The sequence below is a fragment of the Flexibacter flexilis DSM 6793 genome, assembly GCF_900112255.1.
Lineage (GTDB): Bacteria > Bacteroidota > Bacteroidia > Cytophagales > Flexibacteraceae > Flexibacter > Flexibacter flexilis.
In genome coordinates this window covers 712,363-733,933 of the sequence record NZ_FOLE01000001.1, presented here as the reverse complement: position 1 = coordinate 733,933, position 21,571 = coordinate 712,363, and the positions used below count along the sequence as shown (strand labels likewise).

Genomic DNA, 21,571 nt, shown 5'->3' with positions numbered 1-21,571 from the left:
TATGAAAAAGACTTTCAAAAATTCAATATATCTTTTCTTGGCAGCAGCATTAGCGACGGGTTCTATCACGTCTTGCTCTGACCAACTTGACCTTAAGCCAATTTCCAATACAACTGTAGGTGGAAGTGGGCAAGGTACAAGCGGCTCGGCTATCACAGATAGCTCTTCTGCCGAAACAGCTTTGGCTTCAGCGTACTCATTCTTCAAAACAGATGGGGGCGAATATTATGTACTTGATCTTTATAATATTGGGGACTCTCAGTCAGATAACGCCTATGTTGGTGCTGACAACGTAGCAGGTTTTGAATGGGACGAATACAGAGTAACTGCCACAAACTCTTGGGTGGCTCGCGACTGGTCGTATTTGTACAGACATGTTGCGCGTTGTAACAACGTGATAAGCCGTGTGCCTAACATTACAATGGATCAGACGCGCAAAAACCAAATTTTGGCAGAAGCAAAAACGATCCGTGCAAGAGCTTATTTCGATTTGGTGCGTCTTTTTGGTGATGTGCCACTTATCATAGACGAAACGCCTGCTGTTACTCTAGAAAATCTTTCTAAGCTTTATCCTGCTCGCACCCCAGCGTCTCAAGTTTATACGCAGATTCTCAAAGATCTAACGGAAGCTGAAACCGCTAATTTACCACAACAGGCCAACAAACAATTTGTTTCTAATGGTGCTGTTTGTACGATGTTGGCTAAGGTATATGCCACACAAGGCAACTGGGCTAAGGTAAATGAATATACTGATAAAGTAATATCACAAGGCTATAGCTTAGTTTCTACCTTCGATCACTTATGGGACGGTGCTCACGAAAACTCGTCAGAGGCTATCTGGGAACTTAACTTTGAGGATTGGAGTACTGGCGGAAACTGGGGGGTTGGTATGTTTACTGGTACCGACTGGAAACGATTCTGTAACCCGTCTAATGATATGATTAAAGCGTATATCGACGAACAAGATTCTGTACGCTCCAAATCAACTATTACTTATATTGATAATGTACATTGGGTGGATAAATATTTGTCTGTGGCGCATTTTCCATTCTTTAACAAAATGCGTGTTCAGCCTACTGCTAACACTATTTTGTACCGTTTGGCTGATGTATTATTGTTAAAAGCGGAAGCCCAAAACGAATTAGGAAATACTTCTGTTGCTGCTACTTACGTAGATCAAGTGCGTAGCCGTGCTAAATTGAACCCAACTACAGCCACAACACAATCTGATATGCGTTTGGCTATCGAAAAAGAACGTCGTTTAGAGCTTGCTTTCGAAGGACATCGTTGGTTTGATTTGATACGTACTGGCCGCGCTATTCCTGTAATGCAGGCGGTTAAAGACGGCAACGGTAATTCGCTTAATTACGTTATCAACCAAAATAAATTGGTGTGGCCTATTCCACAAAATGAAAGAGATAAGAACGCTAACTTAACTCAAAATGCTGGCTACTAAGCCAAAACCATTTCAGTAATCCTGAATAATTAAAAAATGTTGTGGGGCTTTGGTTGGCGTATCTAATAGCCCCACACATTTTTCTTACAACAATAATTCCCGCTATGAATTTGCAATCTTTCAATATAAAAGCTACTGCCCAAGCATTAGCCCTTGGAATGCTTTGTCTTTCCCAAACGGCTTTTGCACAAAATGCGCAGGACGCACAAATCGAAAAACTTATTAGCCAAATGACCCTACAAGAAAAAGTAGGACAAATGGCACAAATCACTTTGGATGTAATCGGCAAAGGAAAAGACCGCTATTCGAGCTTTGAACCGCTCGCGCTTGATACTGCCGAACTCAATAAAGCCATTCTCAAATATCACGTTGGTTCTGTTCTCAACACCGCCAACAACCGCGCCCGTACGCCACAAGTTTGGCACGAGCTTATCAATCAAATGCAGGCCGTTGCCACCAAAAAAGCACGCCTCAAAATACCTATCATTTACGGAATTGACGCCATACACGGCACTACATATACAGCGGGAGCTACGTTTTTCCCGCAACAAATAGGCCAAGCGGCCACTTTTAACCGCAATTTGGTGCGCGAAGGTGCAGAAATTGCTGCCTACGAAACCCGCGCCAGTGGCATCCGCTGGAACTTTTCGCCCGTGCTGGATTTGGGGGCAGACCCACGCTTTTCGCGCCAATGGGAAGGCTACGGCGAAGACCCGTATTTGGGTACGGCTTTAGGACTTGAAGCCGTAAAAGGCTATCAAGGACAACTTGGCCAAAATGGGGAAATTGATGCCAAACACGTGGCAGCCTGTCTCAAACATTTCTTGGCTTACTCTGCGCCTGCTTCGGGCAAAGACCGCACGCCTGCATATATGTCCGAACAAATGCTTCGCGAATATCATTTGCCAGCTTTTAAAGCGGCTATCGAAGCGGGAGCTGCTACGATTATGATTAATTCGGGGCTTATCAATAACATCCCGACGCATGCCAACTATCAGATTTTGACCAAATTATTGAAAGAGGAGCTAAATTTCAAAGGCTTGGTTGTGTCTGACTGGGGCGATATTGAAAACCTTTACCGCCGCGATCATATTGCCGCCAACGACAAAGAAGCTATTATGTTGGCTGTAAATGCGGGTATTGATATGTCCATGATTGCCTACCAATACGAAGTATTTTGCGATAATTTGGTGGCTTTGGTGAAAGAAGGTAAAGTAAAACAAGAACGCATAGACGATGCCGTACGCCGTGTTTTGCGTACAAAACAGCAGTTAGGTTTGTTCAAAAATGCCGTAGAAAAGCAAAAGGATTATCCAAAATTCGCGGATAAAACCTTCCAACAAGCGGCTTATAACACTGCTGCCGAGTCTATTACTTTGCTTAAAAACCAAAATGGCGTTTTGCCTTTGGCTAAAAATAAAAAAGTGTTCGTAACAGGGCCAAATGCTAATTCGATGCGCACGCTTAATGGCGGTTGGTCGTATTCGTGGCAGGGCGAAAAAGTAGAAGATTTCGCTGGCCAATACAATACTATTTTGGAAGCAATCCAGAACGAAGTAGGCAAAGCCAACGTGCAATATGCCGCAGGCGTGAGCTACAAAATGACGGGTTCTTATTACGAAGAATTTGCTGACAAACTTGAAGAAGCCGTAGCGCAAGCCGCCCAATCGGATGTGATTGTGGTGTGTGTGGGCGAAAATTCTTATACCGAAAAACCAGGTGATCTTAACGACTTGTATTTGTCGGACTTGCAAACAACGCTGGTGCAACGCCTCGCCGCTACGGGAAAACCTGTCGTGGTGGTACTTAACGAAGGCCGCCCGCGTGTGATTAGCCGTTTTGAGCAAAGCGTGCCAGCCATCGTGCAAGCCTATTTGCCCGGCAACTTTGGCGGTGATGCCATCGCAGATATTTTGTTTGGTGATGTGAATCCTTCGGGCAAATTACCATACAATTATCCTCGTTACCCAAATTCGGTTTCGACGTATTACCACAAGCCATCTGAAGAGCAGAAAAAAGCGGAAGGTATGTACAACTACGAAGCCGACTACAATCCGCAATACGAGTTTGGCACAGGTTTGAGCTATACTACTTTCAAATACAGCAACTTGCAATTGAGCAAAAACAAATTGAAAGTAGGAGAGAGCCTCAGCGTTTCGGTGGACGTAACCAACACAGGCACCCGCGAAGGCAAAGAAACCGTATTGCTGTATTTGTCCGACAAAGTGGCCAGCATTACGCCAGACGTGAAGCGTTTGAAAGGTTTTGATAAAATTTCGTTGAAACCAAATGAAACCCGCAAACTAACCTTTACGCTAAGCCCTGCGGAAATGGCATTTATTGGCCTCGACCTCAAACCAACCGTAGAAGCAGGAGACTTTGAAGTACAAGTAGCTGACCAAAAAGCAGTTTTTGTTTGTGAATAAATAAAATATAAATACTTGCGATAGTTAAGTATCTAATGCAACGAATAACACCACAATTAAATCAGAAATGAAAATGAAAAATGTATGCTTATCGGCTTTGGCGATAGCCGCTTTCCTGACTTCGGCGACGGCTTGCAAAAAAGGAGGAGATAGCCCTACTGCTGTCGTAGAACCAACCAAAACAGAACCAACGGTTTCGGTATGGGTAACGACTGGCAATCAAAGCGAGCTATTGAAGAAGCGCAGTGATATTGGCTTTGCTAAAAATCTGACAGGTGATTTTGTAACCATTGATACCGCCCAACATTTCCAACAAATCGACGGAATCGGCGCGGCCATGACGGGTTCTTCGGCGTATTTGTTTAGCAAAAAATTAACAACAGCCCAACGCGATGCCATCATGAAGGAGCTTTTTACGACCAATGGCATTGGTATTAGTTATTTGCGCCTCACGATTGGAGCTTCAGATTTTTCGCTTAAAGATTTTTCTTATAACGATTTGCAAGAGGGACAAACTGATCCGAATCAGCAACAATTTTCGATGGCAGAGGAACAAACAGACTTGTTGCCGATGCTCAAAAAAGTAAAGGCTGTTTCTTCTGAAGTAAAAATGATGGGTTCGCCGTGGAGCCCACCCGCTTGGATGAAAACTAACAATAGTTTCATTCAAGGTGAGGTGAAAACCGAACATTATCAGGCTTTTGCCAACTATTTGGCCAAATACGTAAAGACGATGGAGGCGGAAGGCTTGCCGCTTCATGCCATTACTATTGAGAACGAGCCGCAAAACCGCGACGCGGGTTATATGAGTATGATTATGTCGGCAGAGCAACAACGCGACTTTATCAAAAATAACTTGGGGCCAACGTTTGTGAACCAAAATATCACGACCAAAATCCTGACGTGGGATCACAACTGGGACAAACCAGAATACCCAATGACGATTCTCCAAGACCCAGACGCGGCGCAATATGTGGCTGGTTCGGCTTTTCACGGCTACGGCGGAGAGCCTGAGGCCATGAGTACCGTGCATAATGCTTATCCTGAAAAAGGCTTGTATTTCACGGAGATTTCGGGTGGCGATTGGTCGCCAGATTTTTCGGGAAACCTGATGTGGCACATGGAAAAAGTGCTTTTGGGTACAATGAAAAATTGGTCTAAGTCAGTGATTTACTGGAATTTGGCTTTGGACGAAAATCACGGTCCGAAGAATAAAGGTTGTGGCGATTGTCGCGGAGTCATTACGATTCCTTCGTCGGGCAATGGCAAAATTATTCGCAACGTAGAGTATTATTTGTTGGGTCATACGGCTAAATTTATTCGCCCAGGTGCGTACCGCGTATCCAGCGAAGGCCTTACTGATTCAAATATAAAATATTTAGCATTTGTAAACCCTGATGGCTCTAAAGTAGTCGTGGCCTTGAATAAAGGCAATGCCGACAAAGCCGTAAACTTTAAGTCTGGGGCAAGAACTTTCCGCTACGTGTTACCAGCTAATGGAGTAACTACACTGACGTGGAAATAAATTGTTTGAGTGTGTTTTTTATAGGTTAATTTGGTTTTAGTGATAGCATGATTTAACGCATCGTAACTCCAAATAGGAAAAGGGAGAAACCCTACTGCTGCTGGTGGTAGGGTTTTTATTTTATATGGTGGCCATTGTCCTCACAGACCACATATTTTTGTTGTTTTTTATGGTTTGTGAAGACACAAACCATGGAGGAGATACCAAGTTATGTATGTAGGTTCTAACAAATCTGTGAGGATTGAAATCTTGGTAGAAAAATGAAATGCCAACACCTTAACGCCGTAGGTGTGAAATCTTCCCCAACCCCGCGCCTCTCCACACCTCATACTTTTGTCGTCTTTTATACTTTGTGCTGTCTTTTATTTTATCAAAAAAAATGCCCAAAACACGGCTTTTAAACGTAGCTTTGTTACTTTTGCAGGCTTTCTTGACTTACGAAAGACATTTTTATTATGCCAATTATTCAGACGATCAACCTCGAAAAAATTTTTAAAGGGGCAGAGGAGTTCAAAGTACTCAACGACATTAACATTAGCATCGAAACAGGCGAGTTTGTTTCCATTATTGGCCAATCAGGTAGCGGAAAATCTACGTTGTTGTACGTGCTTTCTACGTTGGATACCAATTACGGCGGCCAAATCCTCGTAAACGGAACTAATCTTAAATCATTGAATAAAAACCAGTTGGCTTCTTTTCGTAACAAAGAAATTGGCTTTGTTTTTCAATTTCATTATTTGCTTCCCGAATTTACGGTGGCCGAAAACGTTTCTTTGCCAGCCCTCAAGTTGGGCAAATACAGCCAAGAAGAGATTCGCGAACGTGCCTTGCAAAAGCTCGATATGCTCGGCCTGAAAGTCCACGCCGACAAAAAAGCCAGCCAACTTTCTGGCGGCCAGCAACAACGCGTAGCCATTGCGCGCGCGCTTATCAACGACCCTAAGATTTTGTTTGGCGACGAACCGACGGGGAACTTGGACTCGCAAAACAGCAAAATGGTATTTGAGATTTTTCAGGAATTAAAAACCAATTTCAAACAAACCATCGTCATCGTTACGCACGACAACGACATAGCAGCCAAAACAGACCGCCGCATCACACTCAAAGACGGCATCGTAGTGAGTACGAATTAGTTGTAAGATATATTTCTGTAGATACGCACAACCCGTGCGTATCTTTTATTTTTTTCGCCCAAAGTCAGCAGGATTTTCGCCCCATTGTTCGGTTTCCCATTTCAAAATACGGTTCGAATAGCGATTGTTTTCGAGCCAAAACAAGGCGCGGTCAATGAGTTGCCAAATTTTTTCGGTTTTGGCATTGCGCGGCAAAGTGGTTTTTACTTTGCGCTGATGCAGCCAGCCGATGGCATTACGCGAGTCCGAATAAATCGGCAAATCGCTGTTGCGTTGTTTGAGGTAGGCCAAGCCATGCACTAAGGCCAGAAACTCGCCGATGTTGTTTGTGCCGTTGGCAAAAGGCCCCGCATGAAAAATCTGTTCGCCAGTCTGGTTGTCCACGCCTCTGTATTCCATCAGGCCGGGGTTGCCGCTGCACGCCGCATCTACGGCAATGCTCACTCTGTCGAAGTCTGCCGCCGCGATTTTGGCTTGTTGGGCGGCTTGCTGCGTGGCTGCGGCAGGAAAATACCCCAGTCGCGAGGCTTGCTTGGCCGCGTCCCAACTCTCAAAAGATTTGTATTGCGCTCCCGTAAAATTTTCTACTTGTGCCTTGCAGTCGTCCCAGTTGTCAAAAATCCCCGTAACGCGGCCTTTTAGCACTACATAATATTTCTTCTTCTTTGCCAAAACCCTTATTGCAATTTATCTAATAATTCTAATTTACTATTAACAAAAAGAACAATTATACGCCGTTTTTCTTAAAATATCTACCGAAAAAGTAAGTAACGGTATGGATATATTGAATATAAAATTCTGTATTAAGCTGCTTATGCATACATTATACAGGGTTAATGTATGTTTATATATTGTATTATTTGGTAAAAATAGCTTAAATTAGCCGATATTCATTGTATATTTCTTCTATTAATTATCTATAAGAATCGCCATGACACGAATCAAAAAAATGCCTATCGCAGCAAATGCCTTTAAATATCCGTTACTAATCAAACGTTTGTTAGATTATTCTACCAAGCTCGAACCTACACGCCAAATCCATTACCAAGACAAATTTGCAATGGATTATTTTGAGCTAAATCGCCGCGTGCGCAAGCTGGCCAACGTTTTGTATAGTTTGGGACTTGATGGCGGCCAAACCGTTGCGATTCTGGATTATGATAGCCACCGTTATTTGGAAGGATTTTTTACAATTCCCATGACGGGCAACATTATTCATACGCTTAACTGGCGACTTTCTCCCGAACAAATTCTTTATACGATCAATCATGCCGAAGACGTCGTTATCATTACGCACGCCGACTTTGTGCCCTTGCTCAATAGTTTTGGGGATAAAATCAAGACCGTAAAACAAATTATTGTGGCCACCGACGGTGCAGCCATGCCCGAAAATTCATTATTGCCTGTGGCTGGCGAATACGAAGAACTGTTGGCGGCTGCTCCCGACCAATTTGAGTTTGACGACTTTGACGAAGATGCCGTAGCCACTACTTTTTATACCACAGGCACGACAGGCAACCCGAAAGGCGTGTTTTTTACGCATCGCCAAATTGTGCTGCATACTTTTGCACTGGCCACAAATTTTGGTTACATCGACCGTTCTGGTCGTTTGAGTAACTCGGATGTTTATATGCCACTTACGCCGTTTTTCCACGTTCACGCATGGGGATTTCCGTTTTTGGCAACCATGACGTGTATGAAGCAAGTGTATGTAGGTAAATTTGAACCTGCCATCGCTCTGCAACTTTTCATTAAGCACCAGCCAACATTTTCGCACTGCGTGCCGACTATTTTACAAATGCTGATTGGCCACCCAGCCACTGCCGAAATGGATTTGTCGTCATGGAAAGTAATTATTGGCGGTTCGGCTTTGCCCAAAGCCTTGGCGAAAGCGGCAGTAGAACGCAAAATTGATATTCTGACAGGTTACGGAATGTCCGAAACTTGCCCCGTGCTTACGATTTCGTACATTAGTCCAACAGAAAAAAATATCGAAGATGTAGATTGGCAAGTGGCCGCACGTGTGCGCACAGGTTTGCCTATTCCACTTGCAGACGTGCGCGTGATTGATGAGTACGGCAAAGAAGTTACGCACGATGATGAGGCCGTAGGAGAAGTGGTTGCGCGTACGCCTTGGCTGACGCAAGGTTATTACGGCGAGCCAGAGCAAAGCGAAAACTTGTGGCATGGCGGTTGGTTGCATACGGGCGACGTGGCTACGATGAACGGTTCTAATTTCTTGAAAATTTCGGATCGCCTCAAAGACGTAATCAAAACGGGAGGCGAATGGGCTTCTTCTATTGATTTAGAAAATATTATTGGTCAGCACCAAGCCGTACAAGAAGTGGCCGTAGTGGGTTTGCCAGATGCGCAATGGGGCGAACGTCCGCACGCAATGATAGTGCTGAAAAAAGGTTTTGCGGCTACCGCCGAAGACATTAAATTTTCGATGCAACAGTTTGTAGCCAACGGACATATAAACAAATGGGCTATTCCTGACAAAGTTATTTTTGTGGAGGTATTGCCCAAAACGTCGGTTGGAAAAATTGATAAAAAAGTCATTCGGGCTATTGTGCAAGAGCACTTGGCCGAAAATGTTTAATTTTTTAGGATTAATTAGGAATGTAAGTAAAAAAGGTTGCCCCGTTTGGGAGCAACCTTTTTTGTTTGATATATCAAAACCTTGATTATAAGGTTCTTTTTACTTCTTTCAACTCAAATGCTTCGATAGTATCACCTGGTTTCATGTCGTTATAGTTTTTGAAACTCATACCACATTCATAACCAAATTTCACTTCGCCTACATCGTCTTTGAAACGTTTGAGGGCATCAATTTCACCTGTGTGCAATACGATACCATCGCGGATGAGTCGTACTTTGTGGTTACGTTTGATGTTGCCTTCTTGTACGTAACAACCTGCCACATTGCCCACTTTCGAGATTTTGAATACGTCGCGGATTTCGACCACACCCGTAATCACTTCCTCTACTTTCGGTGCGAGCATACCTTCCATCGCGTCTTTTACGTCGTTGATAGCATCGTAAATAACCGAGTACATACGCATCTCGATTTGCTCTTGGTCGGCGAGTTTGCGTGCATTTACCGACGGGCGCACTTGGAAACCGACGATAATCGCATCGGAAGCCGAAGCCAACAATACGTCTGATTCCGAGATTTGACCAACGGCTTTGTGGATAATGCGAACTTGAACTTCGTCTGTACCCAACTTTTGTAAAGCATCCGAAAGGGCTTCGATTGAGCCGTCCACGTCACCTTTCACGATTACGTTCAACTCCTTAAACGTACCGATAGCCAAACGGCGACCGATTTCGTCGAGGGTAATATGTTTCTTGGTACGAATAGATTGTTCGCGTACCAATTGTTCGCGTTTGTTGGCGATTTCGCGGGCTTCTCTTTCGCTTTCCATTACCGAGAATTTATCCCCAGCTTGTGGCGCACCGTCCAAGCCTAATACTTGTACTGGTGTAGATGGCCCTGCGGCTTTGAGGCGTGCGCCTCTGTGGTCTGTCATGGCTTTTACTTTGCCATAATGCGAACCAGCCAACAATACATCTCCGATGCGCAAAGTACCTGTTTGTACAAGCAATGTGGTTACATAACCACGTCCTTTGTCCAAAGATGCCTCGATCACTGTACCTTGTGCGGCACGTTTCGGATTGGCTTTTAGGTCGAGCATTTCGGCTTCTAACAATACTTTTTCAAGCAAATCAGAAACACCCATACCCGATTTAGAAGAAATTTCTTGAGATTGGTATTTACCACCCCAGTCTTCTACCAAAATATTCATTTGAGCCAGTTCGTTGCGGATTTTGTCTGTGTCCGCTCCTGGTTTATCTACTTTACTGAAAGCAAAAACAATCGGTACACCTGCCACTTGTGCGTGGTTGATGGCTTCGCGTGTTTGTGGCATGACGCTGTCGTCTGCTGCTACTACGATAATGGCCACGTCCGTGATTTTCGCACCACGCGCACGCATCGCCGTAAAGGCTTCGTGACCTGGTGTATCAAGGAAGGTAATACGTTTGCCCGAATCGGTTTTTACGTCATACGCACCGATGTGCTGCGTGATACCGCCTGCTTCTTGTGCCGTCACTTTTGATTTACGGATGTAGTCAAGCAATGACGTTTTACCGTGGTCAACGTGACCCATGATCGTAACGATTGGTGCACGCCATTCCAAATCTTCTGGTGCGTCTTCAAATACGTCTTCGGCTTGTGTTACTTCTTCTTCTGCCGAAATGAATTGTACATCATAGCCAAATTCATCTGCAATTACAGTAATTGCTTCAGCATCAAGACGTTGGTTGATAGAAACGAACATTCCTAACGACATACACGTAGAAATTACTTCGTTGATCGAAACATCCATCAGAGATGACAAATCACTGGCCGAAATAAATTCGGTTACGCGCAGTGTTTTTGCTTCGATTTGGTCTTGAAGGTAACGCTCTTCAGCGGCTGCGGCATCGGCACTACGGCGGTCTTTTTTACGACGAGCTTTATTAATCGCCATCGAGTTATTTTTGTTACCGCTCAACTTGGCCAAAGTAGCCTTGATTTGCTCTTGTACGTCTTTGTCGGAAATTTCCTCGCGACGTGGTTCGGGCTGGCGTTTGTTATTTGGCTTATTTTTATTACCGCCTTGGGTGTTGTTTTGACCTTGTCCGCCTCCTTGTCCTTGTGGTCTTGGTCTGCGGTCTTGTTGCCCACCGCCACCTTGTCCGTTGGCTGCTACTTTAGGGCGTTCGCTATTGCTATTATTATTGTTGCCGTGTTGATTGTTGTTGTTTCTGTTATTGTTGGCAAGCTGAATTGGGCGGTCGTTGCCAGTACCCGCAGCAGGAACAGAACCATCAGAAGAACCAACTTTCAAACGTTTACGTTTGCGTTTCTTTTTCTTTTTGTCGTCGTCGTCAGAGGCCGCATTTCCACCAAATTTAGCATTTGGTGCAGCTGGGCGTTTTTTCTCTGTCGGCAACTCGATTTTACCCAACACGGTAAGACCTTTAAGCGTTTCGGCTTTAGAACCAATAAATTCTCCCTCCGCAGGCGTAACTGGAGCAACTGATTTTGGTGGCTCTGGAGCTTGTGGTGTTGTTACTGGTTCTGCTGGTTTTACGACTGGCTTGGCAGGAGCGGCAGGCGCAGCAGGTGGCGTATTGGGTTTGCTGTTGGTTGGAGCAGCGGGCGCAGCGTTGCTTGTGGGTTGTGATGGAGCCGCAACAGGTTTGGCAGGAGCAGCCTGTACAGGCTTTTCTTGCTTTGGTTGTTGTGGCGGCTGCGGTGCGGGCTTACTTTTCGTTTGCTCGGCGGCAGGTTTTCCCGAACCCTGAACAGCGTCCAAATCTATTTTTCCTAATACTTTCAAACCGCCTGTTTTGGGTGCAGTGGCTTTAATTGTTTCAGAATCAGTATTTTTGGTTTCTTCTTTTTTCGGCTCGGCAGCTTTTGGCTTGTTGTCAGAAGTATAATTTTTGATCATGATTTCTTCTTCTTTCTCGTCTTCGCGAGATTTTTTGCCCTTTTTACTGTCGGCTTCGATAACAATATTCTCGGCAGTTTTCTTCCCGATGTTGAGACCAGAGGCTTCTTTTTTTACTTGCGCCGAGGCAGCAAACTCTTTTCTCAGCAACTCATATTGTTGCTCAGAAATTTTTGCGTTAGGACTACTCTCAATCGTAATGCCTTTTTTTGCCAAGAATTCCGCAATCGTAGGAATCCCCACGTTCAATTCGGCGGTTACTTGACTAATTCTCTTCATCTTTTCTTCTGCCATGCGTATGTATTGCTTTACTAAGTTGATGCAAATGTAATTAAATTTAAAGGAACGGACTTTGTATTGTCCAAAGTTTGGTGAAGAACGGCAAAATGTTGAGCAACTCCCATCATACATTTTTATAGCGGGCTTCACGCTATCTCTCACATAACCAAACAGCTAAATTAAATAATTAGTTTAATCTATTTGGCATTTTCCCCAACAACGCTATGCTGTTGTTTGGGATATTGATATAAAAACAAACAAATTGCCTGATACCAATAACGGTTTGTATATCAGGCAATTGCTTTATTTATTCTTGTTCAAATTCTTGGCGCAAAATCTGGAGTACTTCCTCAATGGTTTCTTCTTCCAATTCTGTACGACGTACCAAATCCTCTTTCGAGAGCGCAAGTACACTCTTGGCTGTGTCCAAACCGATGCGTTTTAGCTCTTCGATTACCCAGCTTTCAATCTCGTCGTCAAACTCCTCCAACGCGATGTCGTCTTCTGTTACGCCTTCCTCGTTTTCGCGGAATACATCTATTTCATAACCCACCAATTTGCCTGCCAATTTGATGTTCTGGCCACCTTTACCAATCGCCAAAGATACTTGGTCTGGTTTCAGGATTGCAGATACGCGTTTGTCGTCGTGGTCAAATTTCATGCTCGAAATTTTGGCTGGACTCAGCGCACGCGCAATATAAAGTTCCAAATTGCTGGTAAAGTTGATTACGTCAATGTTTTCGTTTTCCAACTCACGCACGATGCCATGAATACGCGAACCTTTCATGCCCACGCAAGCACCCACAGGGTCGATGCGGTCATCAAAAGATTCTACGGCTACTTTGGCTCTTTCGCCTGGCTCACGCACGATTTTGCGAATCGCGATAAGGCCTTCGATGATTTCAGGAACTTCATTCTCGAACAAACGCTCCAAGAAAACTGGCGAAGTGCGCGACAAAACGATACGCGGGTTGCCGTTTACCATTTCCACGCGATGCACTACGGCACGCACGCCGTCGCCTTTGCGGAAACGGTCTTTCTGGATTTGTTCGGTACGAGGCAAAAACAATTCGTTACCGTCCACGTCATTGACAATAATTTCGCGGTTGGTTACTTGGTTCACTTCGCCGTTAATGATTTCGCCTACGCGCTCTTTGTAAGCCTGAAATAAGTTTTCTTTTTCAAGGTCTTTAATTTTTTGTTTGAGCGTTTGGCCTGCCGTCATTACCACACGACGACCGAAATCTTCCAATTTAATGGGCAAAGCCACCATTTCGCCTACTTCAAAATCTGGCTCAATTTTGCGTGCATCGGTCAAACAGATTTTGTCTGTGTCCCAAATGTCTTCTGACTCGTCAGAAACCACTTCTAATTTTTGCCAAATTTCCAAATCACCTTTTTCTACGTTAATGATTACGTCGAAGTTATGGTCAGTGTTATATTTTTTGCGAATAATAGACCTGAACACATCTTCGAGAATGCGAATCATGGTAGGACGGTCTATATTTTTAAATTTAGCGAAATCGGCAAACGATTCGATGAGTTCTTTGCTATTCATTATACTAAATGAAATAATGTTTTGTGAATAGTGTTATCATTATTTGAAAGAAATTTGCACGACAGCCTTCGCAACATTGTCCAAGCTAATGGCTTGCGTTTCGATGCGGGCTTTTTTGCCTTTTTCTTTGATAGTTACGTCTAAGGCGATGTTTTCGCCTACTACGGCTTTGAGTAAGCCCGTGACATCTTTTCCGTCTTTGAATTGCACTTTGAGTTCACGGCCTATATTTTTGATGTATTGGCGCACGCCGCTGAGTGGGTAATCAATGCCAGGAGACGAAACTTCCAACAAATAAGCTGTTGGGATGAGGTCTTTTTCGTCCAAGAATTGGCCTAAAGCTCTGCTCACATCGGCGCAAGTATCTATTCCTAAGCCTTTGTCTCCGTCGAGAAGCACCGTAATTTTTTGTGCTCCTTGTGCATTGCCGCGAATGTTTACGGCTACTACATAATATTGCGGGTCTTTTAACGTTTCGGCTACAAAGTCCGCAATGGTTTGTTTCAAGTCCATTCCGAATTTTTAAAAATCTTCTTGATAAAATTGTAATAAAAGAGGGGACTTGTTGCCCCCTCAATCAATTTCACCTTATCACCCGCAAAGGTAGCACTTTTTTGTTTGAATACAAAATATAAAATAATCTTCGTCAAAGTTCGGCCTTGTGTTTGGCGCAAATCCTGAAAAAGAAGGTGGAAGTATATTTTGATTATCAGCTTTTTGTAACATTTCCAAAACTTTTTTAGCTGGGCTTGTCACCCTTTTTGTCTTCGAGAAACGTCTTATAGCCGTAAAACCCTGAAATTGGCAGGAAATGCGAAGAAATAAAATATAAAAATATTTGCAATTTTGTCGAGCATTTTGGATTTTGCGAAGAGAATGGCAAGCAAGGTGCTTGTTTGAGCCAAGAAATCGAAATATCAGAGCATTTTGCGTATTTAGATGTTGAGGTAGTAATTCTATACAGGGCTAATAAAAATCAAACAATAAAATATGGACGCATCGAAATTTTTAAACATTTTACTTGACTTAGCTAGTGACAGTGAAAAAGCAACTGAAACACTTAATACTTTGGCTAATAATATTAGTTCAAATCAATCAACAGAAATTTCAGCTAATTTAGATAAACTTAAAGAGTTTTTTTCGGATTCAATCGTAAATGAATATAATCCGAGCAATTTAAAAATTATAGAGAAAATTGGTGCTAATGACTATTTTGGTCTTTAAAAATTTAGAAAATATCCTGAACAAAAACTCATATGATGTTCAAAAAACAGTAGCTGACTTACAAAAATTTATTCAAAAGCGAACAGAATATATTTCACTTATTAAAACAACAAGTGACAGTTTAAAGAAGCTAAATATAAAACCTCATTTTCATTCTGACAATACGTTTGAAGTTGGACTATTGATGCCTAATGAGCTAACTAATAGCAAAATAACCAACATAACAAAAGAACTAAATAACTGGGACAAAGTATTTAAAACCTTAAAAGAACTAACAAGTGGCTCTGTTGATGATACTGAAATCAACTTCGTAAATAATGGTTCATTAGAGTTTTTTATAGATAATGGCCCCCAAATTGCAATTTGTTTGGCAGTTACTGTTGAGCGAATTATTAAGGTTTATAAAAATATAGTTGAAATTAGAATTGCTAAAGAAAAATTAAAAGATTTGGGTGTAAGTACTGGAGAACAAAAAGACATAGAAAGACAAGAAAAAGATATTTTAGAAAAAGGCATTGATACAATTGCTGCCGATATAATAAAGGAATTTTCTATAAAACAACTTGATAGTGGTAGAGTAAATGAGCTTAGAATTGCGATGAAAGGACATATAACCTACATAGCAAAGTGCATTGATAATGGAATGGTAATTGAGATTAATCCACCTGAAATTCCTGAACCATCTGAACCTAAAGAGACGGATTCAGACGAAAAGAAAAATGAGGTACAAAAACTTAAAGAGAATTATGACAAGACATTAGAACAAATAAATATTGTTCAAAAATCAATGGATACTGTAAAAACAATAGGAAAAACAGGAGTTGATATTGTCAAATACCTAACAGAAGGTGAAAACCTCAATGATTAAGGAATAATTTCATTCCCCACAAACCAATTTTTCAGTAACTTAGAGGCCACAGAATCTATTTCATATTTTTATGAAATCTTTTTTTAATATAGTGTGTGGCCTGTTGCTGAGTGCGGCGGTGGTGGCTTGTTCCGATGATGCCGCTGCGCGTTTGCCTTTGTCGTCGCCAGACGGAAAATTTGAGTTGGCCAAATCCACTGACCAATTACAACAACTTATCACGCGCCGCGCCAATGCCAAAGAAGCCGTTAGTTTGGACAGCGTTAAATATTTTCAGGTAAGCCAAGGCGTTTGGTCGGCACTGGTCAAATACCACGATGCCCAAAACGAGCAAGGTTCTATTATTATTTCGCACCAATTGTCCGACCAAAAAACCGATTCGGTCGTTATTTCATCGGATTCGGTGGCGGTTGCGCCCAAACCATAATTTTTGTTATATCTCTGATAAACAGTTTATTATTGATTAAATGCTTTGCTTTCGGGCAAGGCATTTTTTGTTGGCGGGTATATTTATAGTTAAAATCTATTAGTTATTAAATTTTATTGATTTGCTCTATATATGCCCGATGCACTACCTTTGTAACATCAAAACGGAAAAAGTCAAACGCTTAATAATATGAAAAACTTCATCGGCATCGAATCACAACAAGCCGAAACACTCGCCCAAGAATTGAATACGCTTTTAGCTTCTTTTCAACTTCATTATCAAAGCCTACGCGGTTTTCACTGGAACATCACAGGCCGCAAGTTTTTTGAATTGCACCTCAAATTTGAAGAGTATTACAACGATGCTCTTTTGAAAATAGACGAAATCGCCGAGCGTATTTTGGCACTTGGCGGCAAACCACTGCACACTTTTTCGCAGTATTTGCAACACTCATTTATTACCGAAAACGGCTACGTTTCCACCGAAAAAGAAAGCGTGGAATTAGTTGCGGCGCATTTGTCCGCGCTGTTGGCTGCCGAACGAAAACTGATGCGTTTGGCTGCCGATGCCTCCGACGAAGGAACTACCAGCCTTTTGAGCGAGTACATTAAGCAACAAGAAAAAACGCTGTGGATGCTAAGGGCTTGGTCCGAATAATTCGCCCTTTTGTGTCATCAAAACAAAATGAAAAATCTTAATTAATAAAACTCATTATCATTCTCAATATCAAATCATTAACTATCATGGAAAATCGCATTCTTGGCCTTGGAAGCCAATTCCCAATATTCGAAAAAACTGCCGTAGTATCTTTGGAAAAAGGCAAAGAATTTGCCACTATTTCTAACAAAGATTACCAAGACGCTGGTCTTTGGACAGTAATGTTCTGGTGGCCAAAAGATTTCACGTTTGTTTGCCCGACAGAAATCGCCGAGTTCAACAAACACGCCGAAGATTTCAAAGACCGCGACGCAGCACTTATCGGAGCTTCTACGGATTCGGAATTTGTGCACTTGGCTTGGCGCAACAACCACGACGATTTGCGCGGCCTTACTTTCCCGATGTTGGCCGACACTTCCAAGTCTTTGGCTGCCGAATTGGGCATCTTGGAAGCAAACGAAAAAATTGCGTACCGCGCAACGTTCATTGCTGACCCTCAAGGTGTTATTCGTTGGGTAAGTGTAAACGATTTGAGCGTAGGCCGCAACGTGAAAGAAGTGTTGCGTGTGTTGGACGCTTTGCAAACCGACGAGCTTTGCCCTTGCAACTGGGAAAAAGGCCAAGCAACAATTAAAGCATAACCTTCTGTAAATATACTGTTTGTCTCAATTTGTAGTGTGTTTAATGTTGGCGTAACTAACTGCGCCAACATTCTTTCAACCAGTTTTTATTTTCTTTTCATCAAAAAAACAAAAATCTTAATAGACCAATGACGACTTTATCTGCCCCCAACCAACTTTTGGAAGATGCTTCTTCTCGCTATTTGCGCGATATGCGTGTGAACTTGAACAGCATTTTTGAACTCGAAAATATCAACAAAAAAGAAGCCGCCTTGTTGGGCGTGGCCATTGCCGCCAACGGTCGCAACGAACGTACTTTGTCCTATTTTACGGAAGCTGCCCGCGAACATGGCGCGACTACGGAAGAAATCGGCGATGCGGTGGCGTGTGCTTCTTTGCTTTCGGCCAACAATGTGCTGTATCGTTTCAGACATTTTACCGAAAAAGACACGTATGAGCAATTGCCTGCGCGTATCAAAATGAATATTATGATGAACCCTGTTTTGGGTAAAGAATTTTTTGAGTTAGTGAGCTTGGCAGTTTCGGCAGTGAACGGCTGCGAGCGTTGCGTAAAAGCACACGAAGCCTCATTGTTGCAATTGGGCACGCGCGAGGAACGTATTTTTGAGTCGATTCGCGTGGCCGCTATCGTCGAGAGCGTGAACAAAGTTTTTTAATTGCCTAATCGGTTGCATTCAATTCTATAATTTGCCTTACAGTGGCACGGCGTTGCAGCGCGAGAGTTTCGGCTCTGGTGTTGCAACGTTTTTTTTTGAAAACGGTCGTTCTGCACATTATTTTCTTGATGAAAATATTGTGCCTAATTGTAGATACTGTGTTTTGGGGTAAATTGCACCTCTTTATACTTAACTCATTTTTGCTTTGTTATAAATATTATGGGACACAACCATCATCATTCCGAACACGGACATCATCATCATCACAGCCCCGCAGATACGGCAAATTTATCGGTGGCCTTTTGGCTTAACTTTGTGTTTTGCCTATTAGAGTTTGTGGGCGGATTTGTTACAAATTCTGTTGCGATTATGTCGGACGCGCTGCACGATTTGGGCGATAGTTTATCATTGGGTTTGGCGTGGTATTTTCAAAAAATATCCAAACGTAAGCGCGACACCAAATTCAGTTATGGTTACAAAAGATTTTCTTTGCTGGGAGCTTTAGTTAATTCCTTGGTATTGGTAATTGGGTCTGTATTTGTGCTTTCCGAAACCATTCCGCGCCTTTTTCATCCTGAGCAAAGCGATGCAAAGGGAATGTTATGGTTTGCTATTGTGGGTATTGCCGTGAATGGAGCGGCAGTTTTGCGTCTCAAAAAAGGAGAATCGCTTAACGAGCGTGCCGTGATGCTGCATTTAATGGAAGATGTGTTGGGTTGGGTGGCAGTGTTGATTGGCAGTTTATTAATGCTTTGGGTGGATTGGCCGATTATAGACCCGCTTTTGTCCATAGGCATTACGGGGTATGTGTTGTATAATGTTTACGGTAATCTGAAAAGCGTATTGTTGGTGGTGTTGCAGGCGATTCCTGAAGAGCTTGACGAATCCAAGATAACAGAGGCCTTGCTTAAAATCCCCAATATTGTAGGCATACATGATTTGCATCTGTGGAGCATGGATAGCCAATATCATATCATGACCGTACACGTAGTTTGTGCCCCTCTGACGAGCTTAGAGCAAGCAGAGACCATTAAAAACGAAGTGAAACATGAAGCTGAGCATATTAATATTCAGCATGTTACCGTTGAAATAGAAGCAGAAAGCGCGATGTGTGAACAAAAAAATTGTTAGAGAATAAGCTAAAACAAAAAAGACATTAGCATTCAGCAGCTAATGTCTTTTTTGTAAATTTTTGGTGTATGTTGGTGTGTGTATTGGGGGTAGTCTGAACAGAAGCTATTGAATTATTCTTCTCTGTACCAAGTTTGTGTGCGGAAGAATGGCCCTAAATAGCCTCTAACTTTAAGTGTTTTTGCATCAGCTAACCATAATTTACAACTATATGTTTTAGCTTTTTTGGGGTCGAAGATTGTACCATCTTCCCATTCATCATCATCTAAAATCATATCTTTAACGATAATCATCCCGACAATTTTTTTGCCTTTAAGCTCGCCTGTGCATGGTTCGCATATAGCGTCTTGTGGCTTATTTAATAATTTGATGACCTTTCCGAAAAGCTTTCCACCTTGTTCGTATAATTCTACGATAGATTTTGGCTGGCCTGTTTCGTCATCTATGGTTTTCCAACGCCCTGCTACTTTCGCTTGCGAGAAAGCTGAAACGCCGAAGAACAACAACCCAAGGGTTAATAAACTTGATTTTAGGTTCATAAACGATGTGTTATTTGTCTGTCTATTGAACGAATTTATTAGCTTACTTTCAGAAAACCAAACTTTCTAAGTGTTTGGCAAACGTTTGCGCTAGCTAAAATCGCATTTTTTCAACAAACTGTGAATCAGGAACTAAAGCGAATGGCCATTTTTGTTGAAAAGCTGCAAACGTTTTTTTTTGTTTGTTAGGAAAACCGTAACGTTCGGGTGTGTTTTTAGAGAAAAGTATAAATCTTTTATTTTGGGGTATAAATCATAAAAATTTTTCAAAAAACTTACGATAAGCACGCCGCCAATTCACATGTTTACTAACAAATCAAAAAAGTTGTTGTGTCGTGTAAATTCCTTTTTTGCCCGATACCCAACAAGCCAACCACGTAGCTAATGCCCAATACAAACCCGCTTGCGCTCCAAACAATTCTACACCCAATAGCAAACCCGTCAGCGGAACATTCGCAGAGGCCGAAAACACTGCAATTAGACCCATTCCCGCCAAGCCTGCCACAGGCAACGGCAACCAAACCGCCAACGCACTGCCCAGTGTTGCGCCAATAAAAAATAGGGGAGTTACTTCGCCGCCTTTCATACCAAAACTAAGCGTAAGGCAAGTGAGTACAATTTTTATAAAAAAAATATAAATGGCCTGCGGCTCTCGGAAAGATGCTTCGATTAGCGGCAAGCCCAGCCCGATGTATTGCGTAGTGCCCGCCAGCCACACACTTGCGGCCACTATTGCGCCGCCAATGGCTGCACGCAGTATTGCATTTGAAATAAATTGTTTGCTTTTGGCCGAAAGCCATTCGTTGAGCCACACGAAAACCCGCGCCGCCAACCCAAAGGCAATGGCTGCCACCACTACATACAGCAGATTTTCGGGGGAAAAAGTCGGCATCGTGATTTGGGGGTAATGTGTATGTGTTACTGGCCAAAGGTTACAAACATAATTGGCGCAGAGGCTTGCCCAAAACACAGGAAGCCAAGCCTTATGCCACATTTTACCCACGACCGCAAACTCAATGGCAAAAATAGCCCCCGCCAACGGCGTACCGAATAGTGCCGAAAAGCCCGCACCTGCACCACACATCAGCAGCAAAATTTGATTTTCTTTAGACCAACGTCCAAATTTTAGCAAAAGAGAAGCCAACGCCCCGCCAATTTGTACGGCTGTACCTTCGCGGCCTGCCGAACCGCCGCCCAAGTGTGTAAGCAATGTTCCGACTAAGACCATTGGCGACATTCGCCAGCTAATGGGCTTTTGTTCAGGATGTTGTATTCGGGAAATAATCGTGTTGTTGCCTTTGCTTTCTTCGCCCGTATCGAAACGTTGGTAAAGGTAAGCCACAGCCGCCGCCAACAAAGGCAGTAAGCCAATTATCCAAACATGGCTTTCGCGCCATTGCGTAACCCATTGCAACGAAATCAGGAAAATGGCACAAGCACTCCCCACGATTAGTCCAAGCAGCAGCCCCAAACCCGCCCAAAGTCCAAACCAAGCTAATTGGTTAAGTGGCTGTTTATATGAAAGTTGCGTTTGGGTTTGGGTCATT

18 protein-coding genes are annotated in these 21,571 nt (G+C 42.9%); 12 read left to right on the top strand and 6 right to left on the bottom strand.

Annotated features, from left to right (window positions below; all coding sequences use genetic code 11):
* The first annotated feature begins 1 nt into the window (after nt 1).
* The 4 genes from BM090_RS03210 to BM090_RS03195 all read left to right on the top strand — a co-directional run bounded on the left by BM090_RS03210 (nt 2) and on the right by BM090_RS03195 (nt 6,540).
* Nucleotides 2–1,456 (top strand): RagB/SusD family nutrient uptake outer membrane protein, encoded by a 1,455-nt coding sequence (locus BM090_RS03210; protein WP_091507218.1) that lies wholly within the window; start codon nt 2–4, stop codon nt 1,454–1,456.
* Between the two features lie 104 nt (nt 1,457–1,560).
* Entirely contained in the window at nt 1,561–3,882 is a 2,322-nt protein-coding gene (locus BM090_RS03205; RefSeq protein WP_091507215.1) for a glycoside hydrolase family 3 N-terminal domain-containing protein, read from the top strand.
* 73 nt (nt 3,883–3,955) lie between these two features.
* On the top strand, nt 3,956–5,407 hold the full coding sequence (locus BM090_RS03200) for a glycoside hydrolase family 30 protein (RefSeq protein ID WP_177199820.1): 1,452 nt from the start codon (nt 3,956–3,958) through the stop codon (nt 5,405–5,407).
* Nucleotides 5,408–5,862: 455 nt separating this feature from the next.
* On the top strand, nt 5,863–6,540 hold the full coding sequence (locus BM090_RS03195; protein WP_091507208.1) for an ABC transporter ATP-binding protein: 678 nt from the start codon (nt 5,863–5,865) through the stop codon (nt 6,538–6,540).
* Nucleotides 6,541–6,585: 45 nt separating this feature from the next.
* Here the strand turns inward: BM090_RS03195 and BM090_RS03190 are convergent, their stop codons facing one another.
* Nucleotides 6,586–7,212 (bottom strand): ribonuclease H1 domain-containing protein, encoded by a 627-nt coding sequence (locus tag BM090_RS03190; protein ID WP_091507205.1) that lies wholly within the window; start codon nt 7,210–7,212, stop codon nt 6,586–6,588.
* Between the two features lie 259 nt (nt 7,213–7,471).
* On the opposite strand from BM090_RS03190, the gene BM090_RS03185 reads away from it, so the two are divergent.
* On the top strand, nt 7,472–9,142 hold the full coding sequence (locus tag BM090_RS03185) for a long-chain-fatty-acid--CoA ligase (protein WP_091507201.1): 1,671 nt from the start codon (nt 7,472–7,474) through the stop codon (nt 9,140–9,142).
* Nucleotides 9,143–9,227: 85 nt separating this feature from the next.
* Here BM090_RS03185 and infB read toward each other — a convergent pair whose 3' ends face one another.
* From infB to BM090_RS03170, 3 genes are all read right to left on the bottom strand, one after another.
* Nucleotides 9,228–12,338, bottom strand: a complete 3,111-nt coding sequence (gene infB / locus BM090_RS03180; RefSeq protein ID WP_091507198.1) for a translation initiation factor IF-2 — start codon at nt 12,336–12,338, stop codon at nt 9,228–9,230.
* Between the two features lie 292 nt (nt 12,339–12,630).
* Entirely contained in the window at nt 12,631–13,881 is a 1,251-nt protein-coding gene (nusA, locus tag BM090_RS03175; protein ID WP_091507195.1) for a transcription termination factor NusA, read from the bottom strand.
* A gap of 39 nt (nt 13,882–13,920) precedes the next feature.
* The gene (locus tag BM090_RS03170) at nt 13,921–14,394 is read right to left on the bottom strand and encodes a ribosome maturation factor RimP (RefSeq protein ID WP_091507193.1); all 474 of its coding nucleotides are present in this window, start codon (nt 14,392–14,394) and stop codon (nt 13,921–13,923) included.
* A 477-nt stretch (nt 14,395–14,871) separates the two neighbouring features.
* Here BM090_RS03170 and BM090_RS03165 point away from each other — a divergent pair, with 477 nt between their 5' ends.
* From BM090_RS03165 to BM090_RS03135, 7 genes are all read left to right on the top strand, one after another.
* Nucleotides 14,872–15,105: a hypothetical protein gene (locus BM090_RS03165; protein ID WP_091507189.1), complete on the top strand. Its 234-nt coding sequence runs from the start codon at nt 14,872–14,874 to the stop codon at nt 15,103–15,105.
* Complete coding sequence (locus tag BM090_RS03160) at nt 15,086–15,973, top strand: hypothetical protein (protein WP_091507185.1); 888 nt, start codon at nt 15,086–15,088, stop codon at nt 15,971–15,973. Before BM090_RS03165 ends, BM090_RS03160 begins: the two co-directional genes overlap by 20 nt.
* 70 nt (nt 15,974–16,043) lie before the next feature.
* Complete coding sequence (locus tag BM090_RS03155; RefSeq protein WP_091507182.1) at nt 16,044–16,400, top strand: hypothetical protein; 357 nt, start codon at nt 16,044–16,046, stop codon at nt 16,398–16,400.
* A gap of 189 nt (nt 16,401–16,589) precedes the next feature.
* Entirely contained in the window at nt 16,590–17,057 is a 468-nt protein-coding gene (locus BM090_RS03150; RefSeq protein ID WP_091507178.1) for a Dps family protein, read from the top strand.
* An 86-nt stretch (nt 17,058–17,143) separates the two neighbouring features.
* Nucleotides 17,144–17,698 carry a peroxiredoxin gene (locus BM090_RS03145; protein WP_091507175.1) on the top strand — a complete coding sequence of 185 codons (555 nt, stop codon included), beginning with the start codon at nt 17,144–17,146 and terminating at the stop codon, nt 17,696–17,698.
* 128 nt (nt 17,699–17,826) lie between these two features.
* On the top strand, nt 17,827–18,354 hold the full coding sequence (locus BM090_RS03140; RefSeq protein WP_091507172.1) for a carboxymuconolactone decarboxylase family protein: 528 nt from the start codon (nt 17,827–17,829) through the stop codon (nt 18,352–18,354).
* Nucleotides 18,355–18,573: 219 nt separating this feature from the next.
* Nucleotides 18,574–19,485 carry a cation diffusion facilitator family transporter gene (locus BM090_RS03135; protein ID WP_091507169.1) on the top strand — a complete coding sequence of 304 codons (912 nt, stop codon included), beginning with the start codon at nt 18,574–18,576 and terminating at the stop codon, nt 19,483–19,485.
* A gap of 113 nt (nt 19,486–19,598) precedes the next feature.
* Here BM090_RS03135 and BM090_RS03130 read toward each other — a convergent pair whose 3' ends face one another.
* Together BM090_RS03130 and BM090_RS03125 are read right to left on the bottom strand one after the other, a co-directional pair.
* Nucleotides 19,599–20,024, bottom strand: coding sequence for a DUF2147 domain-containing protein (locus BM090_RS03130; protein ID WP_091507166.1), 426 nt, complete (start codon nt 20,022–20,024; stop codon nt 19,599–19,601).
* A gap of 316 nt (nt 20,025–20,340) precedes the next feature.
* Nucleotides 20,341–21,570: a chloride channel protein gene (locus BM090_RS03125; RefSeq protein ID WP_091507163.1), complete on the bottom strand. Its 1,230-nt coding sequence runs from the start codon at nt 21,568–21,570 to the stop codon at nt 20,341–20,343.
* Between the last annotated feature and the right edge of the window lies 1 nt (nt 21,571).

What these genes read in the sequence shown, in the direction of transcription:
- BM090_RS03210 (WP_091507218.1), top strand. Translation starts at nt 2, where the DNA reads ATGAAAAAGACTTTCAAAAATTCAATATATCTTTTCTTGGCAGCAGCA.
- BM090_RS03205 (WP_091507215.1), top strand. Translation starts at nt 1,561, where the DNA reads ATGAATTTGCAATCTTTCAATATAAAAGCTACTGCCCAAGCATTAGCC.
- BM090_RS03200 (WP_177199820.1), top strand. Translation starts at nt 3,956, where the DNA reads ATGAAAAATGTATGCTTATCGGCTTTGGCGATAGCCGCTTTCCTGACT.
- BM090_RS03195 (WP_091507208.1), top strand. Translation starts at nt 5,863, where the DNA reads ATGCCAATTATTCAGACGATCAACCTCGAAAAAATTTTTAAAGGGGCA.
- BM090_RS03185 (WP_091507201.1), top strand. Translation starts at nt 7,472, where the DNA reads ATGACACGAATCAAAAAAATGCCTATCGCAGCAAATGCCTTTAAATAT.
- infB (WP_091507198.1), bottom strand. Translation starts at nt 12,338, where the DNA reads ATGGCAGAAGAAAAGATGAAGAGAATTAGTCAAGTAACCGCCGAATTG.
- nusA (WP_091507195.1), bottom strand. Translation starts at nt 13,881, where the DNA reads ATGAATAGCAAAGAACTCATCGAATCGTTTGCCGATTTCGCTAAATTT.
- BM090_RS03170 (WP_091507193.1), bottom strand. Translation starts at nt 14,394, where the DNA reads ATGGACTTGAAACAAACCATTGCGGACTTTGTAGCCGAAACGTTAAAA.
- BM090_RS03165 (WP_091507189.1), top strand. Translation starts at nt 14,872, where the DNA reads ATGGACGCATCGAAATTTTTAAACATTTTACTTGACTTAGCTAGTGAC.
- BM090_RS03160 (WP_091507185.1), top strand. Translation starts at nt 15,086, where the DNA reads ATGACTATTTTGGTCTTTAAAAATTTAGAAAATATCCTGAACAAAAAC.
- BM090_RS03155 (WP_091507182.1), top strand. Translation starts at nt 16,044, where the DNA reads ATGAAATCTTTTTTTAATATAGTGTGTGGCCTGTTGCTGAGTGCGGCG.
- BM090_RS03150 (WP_091507178.1), top strand. Translation starts at nt 16,590, where the DNA reads ATGAAAAACTTCATCGGCATCGAATCACAACAAGCCGAAACACTCGCC.
- BM090_RS03145 (WP_091507175.1), top strand. Translation starts at nt 17,144, where the DNA reads ATGGAAAATCGCATTCTTGGCCTTGGAAGCCAATTCCCAATATTCGAA.
- BM090_RS03140 (WP_091507172.1), top strand. Translation starts at nt 17,827, where the DNA reads ATGACGACTTTATCTGCCCCCAACCAACTTTTGGAAGATGCTTCTTCT.
- BM090_RS03135 (WP_091507169.1), top strand. Translation starts at nt 18,574, where the DNA reads ATGGGACACAACCATCATCATTCCGAACACGGACATCATCATCATCAC.
- BM090_RS03130 (WP_091507166.1), bottom strand. Translation starts at nt 20,024, where the DNA reads ATGAACCTAAAATCAAGTTTATTAACCCTTGGGTTGTTGTTCTTCGGC.
- BM090_RS03125 (WP_091507163.1), bottom strand. Translation starts at nt 21,570, where the DNA reads ATGACCCAAACCCAAACGCAACTTTCATATAAACAGCCACTTAACCAA.